Annotated in this window: 15 protein-coding genes; 10 read left to right on the top strand and 5 right to left on the bottom strand. The window is 46.5% G+C overall.

Annotated elements, in window-relative coordinates; all coding sequences use genetic code 11:
• Nucleotides 1-143: 143 nt before the first annotated feature.
• The 3 genes from QT974_RS01595 to QT974_RS01585 form a co-directional block, all read right to left on the bottom strand.
• A complete protein-coding gene (locus QT974_RS01595; protein WP_333466786.1) occupies nucleotides 144-878 on the bottom strand; it encodes an energy-coupling factor ABC transporter ATP-binding protein in 735 nt (244 codons plus the stop codon).
• An 81-nt stretch (nucleotides 879-959) separates the two neighbouring features.
• Nucleotides 960-1619, bottom strand: a complete 660-nt coding sequence (locus QT974_RS01590) for an energy-coupling factor transporter transmembrane component T family protein (RefSeq protein WP_333466785.1) — start codon at nucleotides 1617-1619, stop codon at nucleotides 960-962.
• A complete protein-coding gene (locus QT974_RS01585; RefSeq protein ID WP_333466784.1) occupies nucleotides 1612-2538 on the bottom strand; it encodes an energy-coupling factor ABC transporter permease in 927 nt (308 codons plus the stop codon). The genes QT974_RS01590 and QT974_RS01585 overlap by 8 nt, the downstream gene beginning before the upstream one ends.
• A gap of 630 nt (nucleotides 2539-3168) precedes the next feature.
• Between QT974_RS01585 and QT974_RS01580 the strand changes: the two genes are divergently transcribed.
• The 6 genes from QT974_RS01580 to QT974_RS01555 all read left to right on the top strand — a co-directional run bounded on the left by QT974_RS01580 (nucleotide 3169) and on the right by QT974_RS01555 (nucleotide 8132).
• Entirely contained in the window at nucleotides 3169-3801 is a 633-nt protein-coding gene (locus QT974_RS01580; RefSeq protein WP_333466783.1) for a hypothetical protein, read from the top strand.
• A gap of 63 nt (nucleotides 3802-3864) precedes the next feature.
• Nucleotides 3865-4338 carry a hypothetical protein gene (locus QT974_RS01575; RefSeq protein ID WP_333466782.1) on the top strand — a complete coding sequence of 158 codons (474 nt, stop codon included), beginning with the start codon at nucleotides 3865-3867 and terminating at the stop codon, nucleotides 4336-4338.
• 19 nt (nucleotides 4339-4357) lie between these two features.
• A complete protein-coding gene (locus tag QT974_RS01570) occupies nucleotides 4358-5089 on the top strand; it encodes a hypothetical protein (RefSeq protein ID WP_333466781.1) in 732 nt (243 codons plus the stop codon).
• 216 nt (nucleotides 5090-5305) lie between these two features.
• Nucleotides 5306-5740 carry a ferritin-like domain-containing protein gene (locus QT974_RS01565; protein ID WP_333466780.1) on the top strand — a complete coding sequence of 145 codons (435 nt, stop codon included), beginning with the start codon at nucleotides 5306-5308 and terminating at the stop codon, nucleotides 5738-5740.
• Nucleotides 5741-5870: 130 nt separating this feature from the next.
• On the top strand, nucleotides 5871-6821 hold the full coding sequence (locus tag QT974_RS01560; protein WP_333466779.1) for an FTR1 family iron permease: 951 nt from the start codon (nucleotides 5871-5873) through the stop codon (nucleotides 6819-6821).
• A 567-nt stretch (nucleotides 6822-7388) separates the two neighbouring features.
• Nucleotides 7389-8132 (top strand): response regulator transcription factor, encoded by a 744-nt coding sequence (locus QT974_RS01555; protein WP_333466789.1) that lies wholly within the window; start codon nucleotides 7389-7391, stop codon nucleotides 8130-8132.
• Nucleotides 8133-8217: 85 nt separating this feature from the next.
• On the opposite strand, the gene QT974_RS01550 is transcribed toward QT974_RS01555, so the two are convergent.
• Nucleotides 8218-9069, bottom strand: a complete 852-nt coding sequence (locus tag QT974_RS01550) for an Npun_R2479 family HD domain-containing metalloprotein (protein ID WP_333466778.1) — start codon at nucleotides 9067-9069, stop codon at nucleotides 8218-8220.
• 161 nt (nucleotides 9070-9230) lie between these two features.
• Nucleotides 9231-9434, bottom strand: a complete 204-nt coding sequence (locus QT974_RS01545) for a hypothetical protein (protein WP_333466777.1) — start codon at nucleotides 9432-9434, stop codon at nucleotides 9231-9233.
• Between the two features lie 562 nt (nucleotides 9435-9996).
• Here QT974_RS01545 and rpsL point away from each other — a divergent pair.
• The 4 genes from rpsL (at nucleotide 9997) to tuf (ending at nucleotide 14708) form a co-directional block, all read left to right on the top strand.
• The gene (rpsL, locus tag QT974_RS01540) at nucleotides 9997-10377 is read left to right on the top strand and encodes a 30S ribosomal protein S12 (RefSeq protein ID WP_006632197.1); all 381 of its coding nucleotides are present in this window, start codon (nucleotides 9997-9999) and stop codon (nucleotides 10375-10377) included.
• A 117-nt stretch (nucleotides 10378-10494) separates the two neighbouring features.
• Nucleotides 10495-10965 (top strand): 30S ribosomal protein S7, encoded by a 471-nt coding sequence (gene rpsG, locus QT974_RS01535; RefSeq protein WP_006632196.1) that lies wholly within the window; start codon nucleotides 10495-10497, stop codon nucleotides 10963-10965.
• Between the two features lie 339 nt (nucleotides 10966-11304).
• Nucleotides 11305-13377, top strand: a complete 2073-nt coding sequence (gene fusA, locus QT974_RS01530; protein WP_333466776.1) for an elongation factor G — start codon at nucleotides 11305-11307, stop codon at nucleotides 13375-13377.
• Nucleotides 13378-13478: 101 nt separating this feature from the next.
• Nucleotides 13479-14708, top strand: coding sequence for an elongation factor Tu (gene tuf / locus QT974_RS01525; RefSeq protein ID WP_333466775.1), 1230 nt, complete (start codon nucleotides 13479-13481; stop codon nucleotides 14706-14708).
• Nucleotides 14709-14850: the final 142 nt, after the last annotated feature.

The raw sequence follows: 14850 nt of genomic DNA, 5'->3' as shown, positions 1-14850 counted from the left end.
TGTTATTTGTTATTTTTGAATATTTCCCAATAATCAGTGACTAATAACTAATGACGGCAGGACTAATGACTAATAACCCATAACCCATAACCAATAACTAATGACAACTGACAACTGACAACTGACAACTGACAACTGACTAATTACCAATCTGGCGGTAAATTGTAATATTCAAGAGTCGATCGATCTTTTAGCAATTCTTGCGTTTCTCGATCGACCTGAATCTGCCCATCAGCCAAGATTAGCGCCCTTTGAGTCGTTTTCCCGATCCAATTCAAATTGTGGGACGCGATCAAAATTACCTCGATCGGCAATTGCGACAAAACCTTAGCCAAATGACGGCGCCACGAAGGGTCTAGCCCGTTGGTCGGCTCATCTAGAATTAAAATTGCAGGTTCTAATGCTAAAATTGCTGCCAAAGCTGCTAACCTTCTTTGACCGCCAGACAGTTCGTGGGCCGAACGGTTGGCAAATTCGACTAAACCGAATTCGTCTAACAGGGCTAAAGCTCGATCGCGCGCCACACCAGGCGGCACCCCATAATTGCGCGGCCCGAACATTACATCCTCTAAAATAGTCGGCATAAATAGCTGGTCATTAGCATCTTGAAAGCAAAATCCAATCTGCCTCCGCGCCTGCGATAAAGTCGCCGCTTCCAGCTTTGTTCCCTGCACTCTAATCTCGCCGGAGTTAGGCATTTTTAATCCGATCAAGTTTTCGAGCAAAGTGCTTTTTCCAGCACCTGTCAGACCCAGTAAAGCAACTCTTTCTCCCGGTTGCAAACTAAAGGAAAGTCCCCGCAATATAGGCTTTATTTCGGTATAGCCGAACACTAAGTCTTGCACTTCTATTGTTGGCGTCACTTTGAGATTCGTCAACTTCTATTTTCCTCGATTTTTGGATTAAGAGTTTTTAACCGCAGAGAGCGCAGAGGCATGAATTAATCAATGCCCCATGCCCTATGCCCAATTCCCGTAAGAAGCTATTGTTAATCCGGCTGCGGTTACAATTGTTAGTGTCAGCCAGAGTCGCTCTTTTGGTGTGGATTTTGAGTCGGCTGGCAAACTTCCTTGATAGCCGCGAATGAGCATGGCTGCGTGGACTCTCTCGGCGCGATCGAGACTTCGCAAATACAGCGCTCCGATCATAGAAGCACTGGCGTAACGCAGCCATCCTCCGGTACCAGATAAGCCTCGAAGTTGGGCGGATCGTTTCATTCGGTTGACTTCTGCGAGCAATATTTCTAAGTATTGTCCAGCTAACAGCACAATCTCTTGCAAACCTGCTGGTAGGGGCAATCCTTTGAGGGCAATTCCGAAACTGTGGGGTGGCAAAGTTAGCAGAAAACTGTTCATAACTAGCAGGCAAATTAGGGAACGCAGCAACAGAAAACTCGCTCGTTCCCAACCTTGGGGCAGCACTAATAAGGAGAGAAACAGCAATTCTGCTCCCAAAAGTTGCGCTAGGGTTCGCAGCGGAGCTCTGAGCCAAAATGACCAAAAAAGTGCGATCGCCCCATAAATCCCCAGCCACAGCCAAGCGCCAGTCTTCATAAAACCAATCCCAATCACAATTGTGAGAGACAGTCGCAATCGAAAAGGTATTGACAATTTAAGCATCTTTAGATTTCACCAACTGAGCAATTCCAAAAGCCGTACCGAAACAAATAGCAGAGCCTAAAACTCCAGCAATGCTAGTACCTATTGGTTGTTCTTCTAATCCTTTAACACCGTAACCAGCTAGAGGAGTTGGAATCTCAATTGCCACAGCTTCTTTATCTTTAAAGCCGTATTTTTCGGCTACCGAATCTAACCCGTCTGGCCAACTTGAAGCGAACAGCGAAAGCACGCCGGAAATCAACAAAACTCCGACTACTGGTACTAGCCATTGCTGCAATTTTGGCTGTTCTCCTGGTAATAAATCCGGCCGTACTTTCACGAGATAAGTTAAAACGCCGCCTGTAATTACTCCTTCGCCAATGCCAATTAAAATATGTATGCCTACCATTGCTGGTAGTGCGATATTCAGCGGTACTGTACCAGAAATTGCCAGTTCGATCGCCACACAAATCGAAGCAGTAACAACGCTGAGGGCGGCGGCGATGCCCGCGGCTAAGGGCAAACGATTTCGGGAACCTCCCAAAAGTTGCTGCAATGGCTTTAACAGCCACCAGCCCACCCAAATTCCCACTAGCCCCATGTTAAAAATATTCGCACCCAGGGCGGTAATGCCCCCGTCGGCAAACAAGACGCTTTGAATGATAAAAACCGTGCTCATCGCCAGAGTTGCCGCCCAAGGGCTCCCCAAAACGACGGACGCCAGCGCCCCTCCCAACAAGTGCCCGCTGGTGCCTCCGGCTACGGGAAAGTTGATCATCTGGGCTGCAAACACGAAAGCTGTAGTTAAGCCCATGATTGGGGCTTGCCGCAATCCAAGACTGGCGCGGGTTCGATTCAGCGCTACGGCAATAACTGCTGCGCTTGCTATGCCGGTGGCAACTGCTACTGGCGGTGAAAGAAAACCATCAGGTATGTGCATCGATCTATCCAAACGAGAGAAGTGCCAACCTTTTAGTCAACTCTTTTTTACAAAACTTTACAATCCCCTCTGGGGGCATTGGTGTGGGGGGCGATCGGGCAAGTCGTGGCGGGCGATCGCTTATTTGGCAAGGCTTCCAGCTTAAAAACCAGGATTTTCAGGAGTTGGGCTCGGAGATTAAATAATTCTTAAACATTAATCTAATTTTGTATCTACAGCCCAGACTTTCCAGCTTTTTGATAAGAATTATCAATAATTTGGTAAAAATTAGCTGACGAATGTATCTATATCGAAGCTCTGACAAAAATCTTAAGAAATTATAAAATTATAAATGAAAGCCAATAAATAGTTTTATTCTCAACTCTTGAGAATTAATAGCATTAGTTGGTCGCTTAAAAAAGCAGCAAAGTAAGCTGTAAATGATTCATGGCAAGAGTTTTTGGTGTTTGAGAAACTAAAAACTCAGATATTATTGCAGTCAATATGTCAGCAGTGGTGTTTTGGCGGTTGTCGATCGCGAAAAAGTGCGATCGGCTCTTTCCATCCGGAGGGCATTCTCAAGAAACTTTAAACACTAATGCAATGATTCTCAAGTAGTTTCCCGCACAACCTACAGGAGGTTTGCCAGCAGTGCAACACTCAACACCAGACTCAACTAGCGATTTAATTCCCTCAGAATTTCCCAGACAGTTAGATATCGCTCAAGTTTCCGTCTACGGACTTAGCTTTTTATCCGCCGGCTTATTTCTCTTTTTACCCTTAGTCAACCTATTGCATCCGAGCCCTTGGCAGCGGTGGATGGGAGCAATTCACGGCATGGGTGCAATGCTGGCATTAGTCGTCATGGTTTATACAGGACATCTCGCATTTCCCTTAATGCGTGGTGCCGGTAAAATCTTGCCACAAATGCGTACTTTAGCTTTTTGGTCAACTTTTTTGAGTTTTTTAGCCATCGCTACCGGCAACTGGGCTTATATGCGTTATCGCGCAAGCGCAGAGTTTGGCGGAGCTCGGGCTTGGCTGAAAGAAAACTCGCCTTTAGGGCAGTACGTTTTGATGGAATATCACGAATTTAGCGTGCTGTTTACCTTGCCTTTGACAGTCGCTTGCGCGTGGATTTTATGGAACTACGGCGACTCAATTTTAGACAAGAAAAATCGCCCGGTTCTTACAGCAACCTGCGTCGCTTTGGCAGCAATCATGTTTTTTGCAATGGGCGGTATGGTGAGCGGACTTGGTGTTGCAAAAATTCGCTCTTTGTAATTATCGAAGAAGTTCGGCAACGGATGCTGTAAGGGATTTAACGGATATTAGGAGATGAATCGGATGACAAGACAGTTATATCGGCAAAATCCTGCCGACAATGAACCTGCTTACGGTAAATTTTGGAACAAATTAAAACAGTTTCCCAGCGGTTTATCTGAAGGAGCGGAAACTGCACCTAGCGTTTCTGGCCCCGCAGCAGCCGCACTCATTAGTGCAGCAATTGGCTGTTTCACAATGATGGTAACTCACCACTTTTCAGACACATCCAAAGCCATAGAGAAAATTGTTTGGAATCTTGGCACTTGGATTCCGGGAAGCAAGACTGGTGATGAATTGTGGGGAAACATCGGCAGTTATACGGGTAAAGAAACCATGTTGCTTGTAGGTTGGCTGATTAGTTGGCCGATTCTCCACACTCTCTGGAAAAACAAGAACATTAAAAGCCGCACCATATTTTTGTGGATGATTAGTTTATTAGTTGCTTCCACAGCTATGTGCTGGCACCCTCTATTCCCCTATTTGCCGTTAACTTAAGTAATCTGAGGTTTGATTGATGGAAACAAAAAATAAGCCACTCCCAGCGAAGGAGATGCACAAAATAGTTTGGGCTTGTGTGGGAGTTTTGACTCTTTGTTTTGTGACTTATCCGATTGCGATGTTTCGAGTTACGCAAAAAGAAAAGTTTCGCGGTATCTATGTCAAGTCTTTGACAATGGAGTTAAAAAAGCCTGACGGTACAACAGCAGATGTTAAGGCTGCTGATAAGCCGGTGCAATCTGCTATTGCGAGTAGCGGTGCGCTTCCGGCTGTGGTTGCTGACAGTCAAAAAAGTCTGCCCGAAAAGTCCCCAAATGTTTTACCTTTTACTAATCAGTCTTCTGAACCGGCTATTGCGAGTAGCGGTACAAATCAGACTGTGCAAGCTGTGCCTGTATCAGCAGGTAAGCTAGAAGCTCAGGCGGTGAATGTGACTAATCGGACAGCAGAAATTAGCGATCGCGCTAAGCTACAGGAGTTAAGTCTGAAACTGTACGATCGCATAAATCAAGGTTGGCAAACTAGCCCTACCTTCACTCAAAATCTAGTGTACCGCGTGAGTGCGAGTCTTGACGGGGCGATCGCAAACTTCGAGCCACTCAATCAACCAGCAAAAGATTTCACCCAAGAAACACCTCTGCCAAATTTGCAGAAGTCATCCCAGACACAGAGTAACAGTAATCGAGTACCCGCCGCTCAGTTTACCGTAGTGTTTGCTCCTAGCGGAGTATTAGAAGTCAACCCCTAACTCAGGCAAAAAATCTATCCAGTAAAGTGCAGCGTACCTTACTGGATAGATTTTTTTTGAATTAGGGCAAACGTCAAACATCTATCCAGTAAGGTACTCCCTATCTACCTTAACCATTTAGATATTCAAAAAACAATCACATCCTAAATTCCATTAAATCAATAAATATGATATCCTAAATATTGTCCTTTAGTGCATTCTCCATCAAAACCACAAATGAAAGAACTTGACGAAAAAAAAACCCAAGAACTCCTAGCAACCATCATGGAATGGGAACTAGCAGGAGTGGTGCGCTACACCCACTATGCACTGATGGTAACAGGGCCAAACCGCATCCCCATCGTACAATTTTTTCAAGCACAAGCAACTGAATCCCTGCTCCACGCGCAACAAGCAGGAGAAATTCTTACAGGTTTAGAAGGGCATCCCAGTCAAAAAATTGCTCCAATTGAAGAAACATACAAACACTCAGTCAAAGACCTTTTGGAAGAAAGTTTAAATCACGAGAAAAAAGCCCTTAACAAGTATAAAGATTTACTTGAAGTCGTAACAGACGCCAGCGTTTATCTCGAAGAATACGCCCGAACTCTCATCGGTCAAGAAGAACTGCACCAAGTAGAACTCAAAAAAATGCTGCGAGATTTTAGTTGAGTTAGTAATTTGTTACTTGTTACTTGTTACTTGTTACTTGTTACTTGTGGGTTATAATAATTAAGCTCCCCTGAATAACCAATCACCAATAACCAATCACCAATAACCAATAACCAATAACAAGTAACAAATGAACTTTAGCGAAGCTTTGCCGACTTTGGTAATTACCCTGCGCGAAGGCGTAGAAGCAGCCTTAGTTGTGGGAATTGTGCTCGCTTGTCTCAAAAAAGCCGAGCAAAGTCACCTCAATTCCTGGGTTTATGCAGGTGTCGCAGCCGGCATTGCTGCGAGCGGTTTTGTGGGAATATTATTTAATGGATTGCTCGCCGCGCTATCCACCTCTAATCAGCCCTACGCACCGGTATTTAAACAGCTATTAGAGGGCGTGTTGGGAATTGTGGCGATCGCCATGCTAAGCTGGATGCTAATTTGGATGACTCAGCAAGCGCGCTTTCTCAAAGCTGAAGTTGAAGGAGCCGTTACAGCAGCTTTGACAGAAAATACCAATGCCGGCTGGGGCGTATTTGGCTTAATTTTTATTGCGGTACTGCGCGAAGGTTTTGAAACAGTCATCTTTGTTAGCGCTCAATTTCAGCAAGGTTTAAGCCCGGCTTTAGGCGCTTTGGGCGGTTTGACTGGCGCTGCGATTATTGGCGCGCTGCTGTTTAAGTGGGGGGTCAAAATTGATATCCGCCTGTTTTTCAAGTTGATGGGGATTCTGTTGCTGTTAATTGTCGCGGGTTTGGCGGTATCTGCACTCAAGCATTTTGACTCCTCTGCTGCTATTTTGTCCCAGATAGATCGCAATTATGCAGCTATTTGTGTTTTTTACGATCGCACTGCACAAACCCACTCCTGTATTTTAGGCCCAATGGTGTGGAATGCAGCGGGAGTTTTGCCCGATCGACAATTTCCGGGAGTAATTCTCAAAGCCCTCTTTGGATACCGCGATCGCATCTATCTTTTGCAAGCTGTTGCTTATACAATATTCTTACTAACAGTCGGCGGTCTTTACTTCCAAAAATTAAGACCTCAAGCGACTGTTTCCACCAAAAATATTCAGCCCGCTCCCCCTCAATAGCTTTGATAGAGGTTTTTTCCTTTGTTTGGCTGCTTCCAGGGCGATCGAAAAATTTGCCTCACAAGTCAGAAATCAGCTCAAAATTTTTAGGTTGGGGGGTTGATTGTTTGACTTATGTGTGATACCATTTAATAATGGAAGCATTGACTATTTTTTTAATTTTACTTATATTTCCATTATTGAATTATACCCTCAACCCCCAAAAAAAGCAAGCTGCAATCCTCAAAAAAAAAAAAGATTTTTTTAAATAAACTTAACAAACTTTAAAAATTAACAGTTAACGGTGAATAGCGGTATCCAAGTCACCGGCGCACCCTGAACAAAGTTGAGGCTGTTCTTGGCAGCATCAAAAATCTGCCCCCAGCAAGATTTTTGGCGAACAGTTTTCTGATATGTGTTCAAGATGGCTTATAATTAGTACAAGAATATTTACAGAGTTCTGAAAGTTCTTAATGAACCTTATAATCCTTAATGAAGCTTAAAATTAAAAAATTGCTCCTTAAAGTTACCTGGAACCCCCAGAAGGCTGTAGCCTCCGCCATCTGGTTAGCGGTGAGATAAATGATGATGCCTCGGATACTTGTTATTGATGATGACGCGGCGATCGCCGAACTCGTAGCCGTCAACCTAGAAATGGCTGGCTACGAAGTCACCCAGGCCGAAGACGGCATCAAAGGTCAAGCCCTGGCCATACAACTGTTGCCAGACCTGATCGTGCTAGACCTGATGCTACCTAGAGTAGATGGATTTACAGTGTGTCAGCGGTTGCGGCGCGACGATCGCACAGCCGACATTCCAGTCTTGATGTTGACAGCCTTGAGTCAAACTCAAGACAAAGTAGAAGGCTTCAACTCCGGCGCCGACGATTATCTGACTAAACCCTTTGAACTAGAAGAGATGCTGGCGCGAGTGCGAGCCTTACTGAGGCGCACAGACCGCATCCCCCAAGCAGCCAAACACTCAGAAATCCTGAATTACGGCCCGCTAACTCTTGTCCCCGAAAGGTTTGAAGCTGTTTGGTACGTTAATACCGTCAAACTGACTCACCTAGAGTTTGAGTTGCTCCACTGCTTGCTCCAGCGCCACGGTCAGACAGTCTCTCCCAGCGAAATTCTCAAAGAAGTCTGGGGCTACGACCCCGACGACGACATCGAAACTATTCGCGTGCACATCAGACACCTGAGAACCAAAATGGAACCAGATCCCCGCCATCCTCGGTACATCAAAACCGTATATGGAGCGGGTTATTGTCTGGAATTACCCAGCAACGAGCAAGTAGCCGAGGAAACCAAATCTTCTGCTGTGGGCTAGCGCGCCACAGGCGACCAGCCGTTAAAAATGTAGCGATCAAAGCCTGAGAGCAAATGCTCTCAGGCTTTTTAGTCTCCTTCAACGGTCAAGCAACCTCAGAATCCAAACGTTGGTGTTCCATCCGAAATACGTTAGCGTACAAACTAGCAACAATCTGTTTGCCTTCTTGGGTCAACTGCAAATAACCGAGAGATTCGCTGATGTGGGGATAAATGTTGCTCCAATAAAACTGAGAGTAGCTTTGCAGCAAGTCGCCCGGATGTCGGTAGCCCAAAACTTTAGTAGCACCGCTTTCTTCCAACTCGTAAAATAGGGCGCCAATTTTTTGCAAATATTGCGGGTTGCTGAGCTGACCTATCAAGTCAGCACCGCGAACTAAACTAGAATAATTAACTTCATCTTCCTCCATGTTGCCGTCAAGTACCGAGAAACGAGTCTGTTCTATATTCTGCTTAATTATCTCAGCATTAATTAGCTTGTGGTTGCCAAAACGCTCGTCAATGAACAGTTTTGCTCTGTCAACTCGGTAAGCAGCGAGGCTGGCGGCTGTTGCACCGGGAGCAAGGGCAATTCTCATGCCATCTTTTCCCGTAGCATACAATCCTGCTGATACTTGGTCTTGCTGGCAAACTCCTTTGACATATCCAATATCTTGGCACAGCAAAGAAATAATGAAGTGCAGCCAATTTTCGCAGGAAACTCCACCCTTGCGGATGTGTTTTCCTCGCAAGATTTCTTGACCTACCAGCGTAATGCAAATGGCGTGTTCGGTATTGTGATAAAGAGCGTCGCTGCTGGCGATGTTTTCTAATGCCATTGCCCCCACCCAGGCAATAATGTCAGCATAGTCGGATTTGTAGCCTCCGTAAGTGCGGCTGTACCCATTTTCTAGTTGTTTTATGAAAGCCTCGATCAGCAGTTCGGTAGAATTAAACATACCCTGTCCTTTTATTTTAATATCCTTTTCAAGAGCGGTGAATCTATTTTGAATTTGTTTAATTTTATGAATTACATTTTAACTCACAACTCAAAAATTGTTCACCCTACCTGCGTTGTTCGCCGTTGGCTGGTGCGGTAATCTCCAAACTTCCCAGCAACTCAGTCCATGACGGACAGCCATCCCCGCCGCACTGCATAGAGCAGCCTGCTGACAATTTTGCAATCGTCGGAATTTTTTAAACTCTGACCATTAATTTCGTATTGAATTTGGTGAAACAGACTCCGATCGATCTTACCGGACTTCCAAACGTTTAAGTAAAGTTCGGAAATACTACTTTCAAGAATATAAGCTTTGGTTTTCATCGGGCGTCAAATTAATGTATATTCCCTATTATCAGGCAACTTTATATAATTTTATGTGATGACGATCTCTCTGAGGCTGTGATGCGCTCGCACCGTATAGTCGATCGGCATCGGGAGCAAAATGGTGATGCGGTCGAGATTTTGAGTAGGGTAAATTTGGGGGTGGCTGTGACCTACATCACAGTTGCCCTCTAAGTATAAAATATTTCAGAGTCTCATCAAACATCAGGTATTGACCAATTAATTAACCATCCTTCAATCCCTCGATCTCAATCGAAAATCTCAACTTGTACCTTGGTTAAGTGAGACTCGACTAGATATTAGATATCGATTAGTCGGCACCGGCGATCGGGAGCATCCCAATTTCCAGTCAGCAAGTTCGATCGCCCGCTGCGACAAATTCCTTGCCAAAAACAGTCTACTCGTGTACTATATAGAGTCTGGTATCCTCACTTACCCATAATTATTTTCATTTATCCCGTCCCCCTAGAGGGGAAGGGACTTTCAGTGCGGATGCCGCCAAATCACTATATTCAGCAAAAAGCTAGAAATGCCGTAACTCATGCCCACTATTCAGCAACTCATCCGTTCAGCACGGGAACAAACGCAGAAAAAAACCAAATCGCCAGCTCTCAAGAGTTGCCCCCAGCGCCGCGGAGTTTGCACCAGAGTCTACACGACCACCCCGAAAAAACCTAACTCGGCGCTGCGGAAGGTGGCTCGGGTACGGCTGACTTCTGGTTTTGAAGTGACCGCCTACATTCCGGGCATTGGTCACAACTTGCAAGAACACTCAGTAGTAATGATCCGCGGCGGTCGGGTAAAAGATTTACCCGGAGTTAGATACCACATCATTCGCGGTACATTAGACACCGCCGGAGTCAAAGACCGCAAGCAAGGTCGTTCCAAGTACGGGGCCAAGCGTCCTAAAGAGAAAAAATAACACGGACTTTGCCGATCGCCTGGGTGAGCAAGCAAAAATCAGCCCGATCTGTCGATCGAGATTTGAGCCGAAACCCCCAAATTCAATCAATCAAAATCAAAAATCCCAAATAGAACTATGTCTCGCCGCACAGTTATTCAAAAACGTCCAGTTCCACCAGATCCAACCTACAACAGCAGGTTGGTAAGCATGATGGTGAGACGGATCATGCAGCACGGCAAAAAATCCGTGGCCTCAAGCATAGTCTACGACGCCCTCAAAACCATCCAGGAACGCACAGGAGCCGAACCGTTAGACTTGTTTGAAAAAGCAGTCAAAAACGCTACACCCCTGGTAGAAGTCAAAGCCCGCCGAGTAGGTGGCGCCACCTACCAAGTGCCGATGGAAGTGCGTTCAGATCGCGGAACAACCCTCGCCCTCCGCTGGCTGATTAGATTTGCCCGCGCCCGCACAGGCCGCTCAATGGCAGCTAAACTGGCTAACGAACTGATGGATGCAGCTAACGAAACCGGCAGTGCAATTCGCAAGCGCGAAGAAACACACCGTATGGCAGAAGCTAACAAGGCTTTTGCTCACTACCGTTACTAATTGCCAACTAGGGCATGGAGAAAAGGTCGATCGCGCTGCATAAAAGCATCGGGCGATCAATTGAAAAGTGTAAATTTTGAGTATTGAGATTGCTTCTCCAGGGACAATGCTGCCGGTCAAGAGTGAAGCAAACTCAAAACTCCCAAAGTAAAAATTCACCCGGTCTCTCAATCCTCCATGTCGCATCCTTAATATTTTTGTAAACAAATGTTGCAAAAAATATTAAAATCTAACAATAAACTCAATAAACTTATGTTGTAAGTCGATTGGGAGTGCAAAATAAGGTTCTGTGTAGTATATTAGTATTATAACAGCAACACAAAATCAAAGGAGATAGCTGTGGCACGTATCGTCCCGCTAGAAAAAACTCGCAACATCGGCATCGCAGCCCACATTGATGCGGGCAAAACAACGACAACAGAAAGGATTCTGTTCTATTCTGGCATGGTTCACAAAATGGGTGAAGTGCACGAGGGGACAGCAGTCACGGACTGGATGGAGCAAGAGCGGGAGCGGGGAATTACGATTACTGCTGCCGCTATCACCACCAGTTGGAAAGATTACAAAATCAACATCATCGACACTCCCGGACACGTAGACTTCACGATCGAAGTCGAACGTTCGATGCGAGTGCTCGACGGAGTGATCGCAGTGTTCTGCTCGGTAGGCGGAGTGCAGCCCCAATCAGAAACAGTTTGGCGCCAAGCCGATAGGTACCACGTACCCCGGATTGTGTTCGTCAACAAAATGGATCGGATGGGCGCAAACTTCTACAAAGTCTACGGTCAAATTCGCGATCGCATGAGAGCGAATGCCGTACCCGTCCAAATCCCGATCGGCAGCGAAGAAAACTTCCGGGGAATTGTAGATCTAGTGCAAATGAAAGCCTACATCTACAACAACAACACCGGCACCGACATCGAGGAAATAGAAATCCCCGATGAAGTAAAAGAACTCGCAGCAGAATATCGCACCAAGCTGATCGAATCCGTAGCAGAAACTAGCGACGCCCTCACAGCAAAATACCTCGAAGGCGAAGAAATAACGGAAGCCGAAATCCGCCATGCCCTGCGCCGAGGCACGATCTCCGGGGCGATAGTCCCGGTGCTGTGCGGTTCTGCCTTCAAAAACAAAGGCGTTCAGCTTTTGTTGGATGGAGTGATAGACTATCTGCCGTCGCCCTTGGAAGTTCCCCCGATTCAAGGACTACTCCCCAACGGCGACACAGCAGAGCGACCAGCAGACGACGACGCGCCCCTGTCAGCCCTGGCATTCAAAATCATGGCAGACCCCTACGGCCGCCTGACCTTTGTTCGGGTATACTCCGGTATCCTGAAAAAAGGAACCTACGTCCTCAACTCCACCAAAGACAAAAAAGAGCGAGTATCTCGCTTAATTGTCCTCAAAGCGGACGATCGCATAGAAGTTGAGGAACTGCGGGCCGGAGACTTGGGAGCAGCCTTGGGTTTGAAAGACACCTTCACCGGCGACACCCTCTGCGAAGACGGATCGGCAGTGATTCTGGAATCCCTATTTATTCCAGAACCAGTCATCTCCGTGGCTGTCGAACCCAAAACCAAACAAGACATGGAGAAGCTCTCCAAAGCCCTCCAGTCGCTCTCGGAAGAAGACCCCACCTTCCGAGTCAACGTTGACCCAGAAACCAACCAGACAGTTATCGCCGGCATGGGCGAACTGCACCTGGAAATCCTGGTAGACAGAATGCTGCGCGAATTCAAGGTAGAAGCCAACGTGGGTCAGCCACAAGTAGCCTACCGGGAAACCATTCGCAAAGCAGTCCGCGCCGAAGGTAAATTTATCCGCCAAAGCGGCGGTAAAGGTCAGTACGGTCACGTCGTGATCGAACTAGAACCCACCGAAGTCGGAACAGGTTTTGAATTTGTCTCCAAAATTGTAGGTGGCACTGTACCGAAAGAGTACATCGGCCCGGCAGGACAGGGGATGAAAGAAGCCTGCGAATCAGGTATTGTAGCAGGATATCCGGTGATTGACCTTAAAGCTACTATGGTAGACGGGTCTTTCCACGACGTAGACTCCTCAGAAATGGCATTTAAGATCGCCGGTTCAATGGCAATCAAAGAAGCCGTGATGAAGGCGTCGCCAGTCCTGCTAGAGCCTATGATGAAAGTAGAGGTTGAGGTTCCCGAAGATTACATCGGGAACGTCATCGGAGACCTCAACTCGCGTCGGGGTCAGATCGAAGGTCAAGAGACGGATCAGGGAATTGCCAAAGTTTCTGTAAAAGTTCCACTAGCAGAAATGTTCGGTTACGCTACTGACATCCGCTCGAAAACCCAAGGTCGAGGCATCTTCACAATGGAATTCAGCCATTACGAAGAAGTGCCGCGAAATGTGGCTGAAGCCATTATCGCTAAGAACAAAGGGAACTAATGATTTAAGGTTTTAGATTTTGGATTTTGGATTGAATCCAAAATCTAGAATCTAAAATCTCAAGTCTAAAATCGCTAAAAAAAACAAGGAACAGATCGAGAATGGCACGCGCAAAATTTGAACGGACTAAACCCCACGTAAACATCGGCACAATCGGTCACGTTGACCACGGCAAAACAACTTTGACCGCGGCGATTACGATGACTCTATCTGCACTAGGTCAGGCTAAGGGTAAGAACTACGCCGATATCGACGCTGCGCCTGAAGAAAAAGCACGCGGTATTACGATCAATACCGCTCACGTAGAATACGAAACCACAGGTCGTCACTACGCCCACGTAGACTGTCCCGGACACGCTGACTATGTGAAAAACATGATCACCGGTGCTGCTCAAATGGACGGCGGCATCCTAGTAGTGTCAGCGGCAGACGGCCCCATGCCTCAAACTCGCGAACACATCCTGCTAGCTAAGCAAGTTGGCGTTCCTAGCTTGGTTGTCTTCTTGAACAAGGAAGACATGGTAGATGACGCTGAACTGTTGGAATTGGTAGAACTCGAAGTTCGCGAACTTTTGAGCTCCTACGATTTTCCTGGCGATGACATCCCCATCGTCACCGGTTCGGGATTGAAAGCTCTCGAAGCAATGCTTGCTAATCCCAAAACCAAGCAGGGCGAGAATGAGTGGGTTGACAAGATTTACAAGCTGATGGAAGAAGTAGATGCTTACATCCCAACTCCAGAACGCGAAGTAGACAAGCCTTTCTTGATGGCAGTTGAAGACGTATTCTCGATTACTGGTCGCGGTACTGTCGCCACAGGCCGGATCGAGCGCGGCACCATCAAAGTCGGCGAAACAGTCGAAGTTGTTGGTATTAAAGACACTCGCAGCACTACTGTGACTGGTGTGGAAATGTTCACCAAGTCCTTGGATGAAGGTTTGGCCGGCGACAACGTGGGTCTACTTCTCCGGGGGATTTTAAAGGCTGATATTGAAAGAGGCATGGTAATTGCCAAGCCGAAGAGCATCTTGCCTCACACTCAGTTTGAATCTGAAGTGTACATCCTGAAGAAGGAAGAAGGCGGCCGTCACACGCCCTTTTTCTCAGGCTACCGCCCTCAGTTCTACGTCCGCACAACGGATGTAACTGGTACGATCATGCAATTTACTGCTGATGACGGTACGGAAGCTGAAATGGTGATGCCTGGCGATCGCATCAAGATGACTGTTGAACTGATTCACCCGATCGCGATCGAACAAGGAATGCGCTTCGCAATCCGGGAAGGCGGCCGTACAGTGGGCGCCGGCGTTGTCTCCAAAATCCTCAAGTAGGAATCTGGTAACGCTTTAAATAGCAGAAAAGCCGATCGAATTTAGTGGCTTTTCTGCTATTTAGTGAGTAGTACGTAGTTATTGGTTAGTAGTTAGTTGTTAGTAGTTAGTAGTTAGTAGTTAGTGGTTATTGATTAAATAT

The sequence above is a fragment of the Microcoleus sp. BM001215392 genome, assembly GCF_036700185.1.
GTDB lineage: Bacteria > Cyanobacteriota > Cyanobacteriia > Cyanobacteriales > Microcoleaceae > Microcoleus.
Note: the sequence above shows the minus strand (reverse complement) of the source record. Positions and strands in the feature narration are given on the sequence as shown.

What these genes read in the sequence shown, in the direction of transcription:
- QT974_RS01545 (WP_333466777.1), bottom strand. Translation starts at nt 9,434, where the DNA reads ATGAAAACCAAAGCTTATATTCTTGAAAGTAGTATTTCCGAACTTTAC.
- QT974_RS01570 (WP_333466781.1), top strand. Translation starts at nt 4,358, where the DNA reads ATGGAAACAAAAAATAAGCCACTCCCAGCGAAGGAGATGCACAAAATA.
- QT974_RS01550 (WP_333466778.1), bottom strand. Translation starts at nt 9,069, where the DNA reads ATGTTTAATTCTACCGAACTGCTGATCGAGGCTTTCATAAAACAACTA.
- QT974_RS01585 (WP_333466784.1), bottom strand. Translation starts at nt 2,538, where the DNA reads ATGCACATACCTGATGGTTTTCTTTCACCGCCAGTAGCAGTTGCCACC.
- QT974_RS01555 (WP_333466789.1), top strand. Translation starts at nt 7,389, where the DNA reads ATGCCTCGGATACTTGTTATTGATGATGACGCGGCGATCGCCGAACTC.
- QT974_RS01565 (WP_333466780.1), top strand. Translation starts at nt 5,306, where the DNA reads ATGAAAGAACTTGACGAAAAAAAAACCCAAGAACTCCTAGCAACCATC.
- QT974_RS01575 (WP_333466782.1), top strand. Translation starts at nt 3,865, where the DNA reads ATGACAAGACAGTTATATCGGCAAAATCCTGCCGACAATGAACCTGCT.
- QT974_RS01590 (WP_333466785.1), bottom strand. Translation starts at nt 1,619, where the DNA reads ATGCTTAAATTGTCAATACCTTTTCGATTGCGACTGTCTCTCACAATT.
- tuf (WP_333466775.1), top strand. Translation starts at nt 13,479, where the DNA reads ATGGCACGCGCAAAATTTGAACGGACTAAACCCCACGTAAACATCGGC.
- rpsG (WP_006632196.1), top strand. Translation starts at nt 10,495, where the DNA reads ATGTCTCGCCGCACAGTTATTCAAAAACGTCCAGTTCCACCAGATCCA.
- QT974_RS01560 (WP_333466779.1), top strand. Translation starts at nt 5,871, where the DNA reads ATGAACTTTAGCGAAGCTTTGCCGACTTTGGTAATTACCCTGCGCGAA.
- rpsL (WP_006632197.1), top strand. Translation starts at nt 9,997, where the DNA reads ATGCCCACTATTCAGCAACTCATCCGTTCAGCACGGGAACAAACGCAG.